Below are 3,441 nucleotides of genomic sequence, written 5' to 3' on the forward strand. Positions count from 1 at the left end.
GCCGGGTTGACGCCGACCGAGGCGATTGCCTTGCTCCTGGATGCCGGCGGCAGCATCGCCGCCATGCAGGACGACGCGCCCGCCGCTGTCGACCGCGCCATGTTGATCGCCGCCGGCGCGGACGCTATCGGCACCGCCGTTTCTCTCACCGTCTATGCCGACTATACCAGTCGCCAGGATGCACTCGCCATGCGCGCCGCGCTCACCACCGCCCTCGGCGTCATCGCGACGGCCGTAGGCACGCTCGACGCCTATGCCGGGCCTGCGGCCGCCGTCGGGCGGGCAACGCTGGATCTCAAGGCAGCGCTCGCAGCCGACATCAACGAGACCATCGGTCGCCTGCCGTCCGTCGTCGTGGTCGCAACTGCCGCGCCGGTTGACGCGTTCGTCATCGCCAACGATCTCTATGGCGACCGTCCGGAGCGGATCGAGGCGGGCTACCGCTCCATCGTCGAGCGCAACCGCCCGCGTCATCCCGCGCAATTGCCGGCGGGCCGCATCGAGGCGCTCAAATGACGATGGCGCTGGAGATCGACGGCACGCTCTACGAGGAGTGGACGGAAGCGGAGGTCACCCGCGACCTGAAGGACTTCGCCGGCTCCTTCTCCTTCACCCTGCGCGACGGCACGCGCTCGATGGCCACGTTCGCCTATGCGTCGCCGCGCTCGATATTCCGCGTCCGGCCGGGACAGGCGGTCAAGGCGATCGTCGACGGCGCTGTCGTGCTGGTCGGCTGGATCAAGACCGTAGAGCCCAACATCGACGAGAGCCATGCGGAGGTGACGATCTCGGGCGAGGACAAGGCGGGCGACTTGGTCGACTGCGCCGCGGCACCCGAGGGACCGGGCGAGTTCAGGAACGTCAAGCTGGAAGACGCGGCGAAGAAGATCGCGGCGCCCTACGGCCTTCAGGTCCGCACCGAGATCGACACGGGCGCGGCGTTTCCGCGCTACGCGCTGGATCTCGGCGAGGCCGGCTACGCAGCGATCGAGAAGGGTGCGCGGCAACGCCATGCGCTCGTGATGAGCGACGGCGTCGGCGGTATCGTCATTACCCGCACCGGCGCCCGCCGCGCGCCGGCTGCATTGACCTTGCCCGGTAACGCCAAGGGATCGCGCGCCACCTTCAGCCACGAGGGCCGGCATTCGGAAACGATCGTGCGCGGCCAGGCCGAGAAGGCGGATGGCGGCCGGGACGGCCGGGCGGCCCCTCTGATAGCCGATGGCGATCCCGTGGATCCAGGCTCGCGCGAACCGACCGATGGGTCAGCCACCGATCGCGAGCGCCGCGGCACCGCCTTGACCGGCCGCGCCACGGATCCGGAGATCACGCGCCATCGCCCGATCGTGCATCTGGCCCGCACCCAGCCGGACGAGCAGTCCGTCCAGGACGAGGCGGACTGGCGAATGCGCACCGCCCGCGCCGCCAGCGAGGAGGCCAACTACCGGGTGCGCGGCTTCTCGGTGGAGGGGCGCGTCTGGCGCGTCAACGAGATGGCCTACGTTTCCGACGCTTTCCAGGGCATCGAGCGCGACATGCTGGTGTCCAAGGTGGTGTTCCGCTCCTCCGACGAGGGTGAGGAGACGGAGATCACCGTCACCTCGCCCGAGGCGTTCGACAAGAAGGCGGTCGGTTCGCGCCGCCGCAACCTCAAGAAGAAGGGTTCCTCCGGGCCGCTCGACGGCACCGCCGAGGCCCTGTGAAGGAGAGGACGATGGACAAGGAGACGGCCGACAAGCAGCGGGGCACGATCCGGCGCTGCACGATCAGGAACGTGCGCGACGACGGCGAGACGCAGCGCTGCTCGGTGGAGGTCGCAGACGGCATCTGGCGCGACGATGTCGAGGTCATGCAGCCCTATGGCTTCGCCAGTTCGGTGCCGGAGGACGGCGCGCTGGCGATCGTGCTGGCCGTCGGTGGCGACGAGGGCGACCTGGTCGTGCTGCCGGTCGGCAATCCGTCCAAGCGCATGGGCGGGCTGCAGCCCGGCGATGTCGGCCTCTACAACGCCCATGGCGACAAGATGGTGATGAAGGCCGGCGGCGCGGTCGAAATGGCCAGCGGCGCCAGTATCTCCCTCAAGACCGCATCGGGCCATCTCGAATAATGCCTCTCGTCGTCCGCATCGGTGACACGTCCGACCACGGCGGCGCCGTCGTGTCTTCGGCCTCGAAATGGCGCTGCGAAGGCGCGCTCATCGCCCGCAAGGGCGACATGTTCTCCTGTCCGATACCCGGCCATGGCGTCAACGCGATAGTCGAGGGCTCGAGCCGGTGGAAATGCGAGGACGCGGAGATCGCGCGGCAGGGCGATCATACGGCCTGCGGCGCCAGCCTGATCTCCGGAGCCAGCAAATGGGAATGCGACTGACGACCGCCATGGCGGGCATTAGAGGGATCGCGCGCGCGCGATAAACCGGCACGATGTTCTTCGACCTCGCCCTTGTCTACGATCCTGCCGCCAGGCGCTGCGACCTGACGATCGGCGACGACGGCGACCTGGCCATCGACGACACGTCGATCACGCCGGTGTTGCTGTCGATCGGGCTCGACCGCCGAGCCGCACCCGACGATCCGTTGCCGCAGGGCCGCACCGCCTTCCTGACGGAGACGTTTTCAGAGCGCCGCGGCTGGGCCGGCGACGGCCTCGATGGCCGGGGCGAGCGCTCCGGTTCGCGCCTTTGGCTGCTCGACCGCGCCAAGCAGACGGAGGTAACCCGGCTGCTGTTCAGGTTCTGGCTCGAGGAGGCGCTTGCCTGGGCCGCGCGCGAGACCGGCCAGCCGGCCGACATCGAGGTCGCGTGGGTACGGCCGCAGACGCTCGGCTATCGTGTCCTGGTCGACGATGCAGCGCTTTCCGTCGCCGGAGGCGCCTGATGCCGTGGCCTGTCCCCACCGCCAGGACGATCGCCGAGCGTTTCGCCAGCGCCCTCGAGACGCTGGTGCTCGCGATCCGGCCCGAAGTCGATCCCGTCGCCCTGTCGCGCGCGGTGCGCAGCGCGCGCGGCATGTTCTCCATCATCGGGCGCGTGGTCGCGATGGAAGCGCGCGAGATCCACGACCACGTCGCATGGTGGAGCAGGCAGTATTTCCCTGACAGCGCCGAAGACGAGTTCGCGCTCCGGCACGCATCAATCTGGGGCGTCGAGCATCGCGGCGCCACCACCGCGGTCGGCACCGTCACGATCGAAGGCGTCGCCGGCACGGTCGTCCCGGCAGGCACGGAACTCGCTTCTTCCGAGGCGGTGGCCTTCACCACCGATGCCGTTGCGACGATCGGCGGCGGAACCGTCGACGTGGCGGTGACCGCATCCGTCGCCGGCCCGACCGGCAATCTGGAAGCGGGCATCCGCCTCGTCACTGTCGCACCGTTTCCGGCCATCAGCCGCATCACCGTTGCCGGTGCCGGCATCGCCGGCGGCGCGGCAGAGGAGACGGCGGG

6 protein-coding genes are annotated in these 3,441 nt (G+C 69.4%); all 6 read left to right on the forward strand.

Annotated features, from left to right (window positions below):
* A partial coding sequence (locus AO692_RS33150; protein WP_161808075.1) for a hypothetical protein occupies window positions 1-516 on the forward strand: 516 nt, incomplete at its 5' end.
* The gene (locus AO692_RS14930; protein WP_054310845.1) at window positions 513-1,703 is read left to right on the forward strand and encodes a phage baseplate assembly protein; all 1,191 of its coding nucleotides are present in this window, start codon (window positions 513-515) and stop codon (window positions 1,701-1,703) included. The genes AO692_RS33150 and AO692_RS14930, both read left to right, overlap by 4 nt.
* A gap of 11 nt (window positions 1,704-1,714) precedes the next feature.
* Window positions 1,715-2,107: a phage baseplate assembly protein gene (locus tag AO692_RS14935; RefSeq protein ID WP_054310846.1), complete on the forward strand. Its 393-nt coding sequence runs from the start codon at window positions 1,715-1,717 to the stop codon at window positions 2,105-2,107.
* The gene (locus tag AO692_RS14940; protein ID WP_054310847.1) at window positions 2,107-2,370 is read left to right on the forward strand and encodes a PAAR domain-containing protein; all 264 of its coding nucleotides are present in this window, start codon (window positions 2,107-2,109) and stop codon (window positions 2,368-2,370) included. The genes AO692_RS14935 and AO692_RS14940 overlap by 1 nt, the downstream gene beginning before the upstream one ends.
* Window positions 2,371-2,423: 53 nt before the next feature.
* Window positions 2,424-2,876 (forward strand): phage GP46 family protein, encoded by a 453-nt coding sequence (locus tag AO692_RS14945; RefSeq protein ID WP_054310848.1) that lies wholly within the window; start codon window positions 2,424-2,426, stop codon window positions 2,874-2,876.
* The coding region (locus tag AO692_RS14950; RefSeq protein ID WP_200911741.1) for a baseplate J/gp47 family protein at window positions 2,876-3,441 on the forward strand (566 nt) is incomplete at its 3' end. The genes AO692_RS14945 and AO692_RS14950, both read left to right, overlap by 1 nt.

Source organism: Mesorhizobium sp. 1M-11 (genome assembly GCF_001303895.1).
GTDB lineage: Bacteria > Pseudomonadota > Alphaproteobacteria > Rhizobiales > Rhizobiaceae > Mesorhizobium.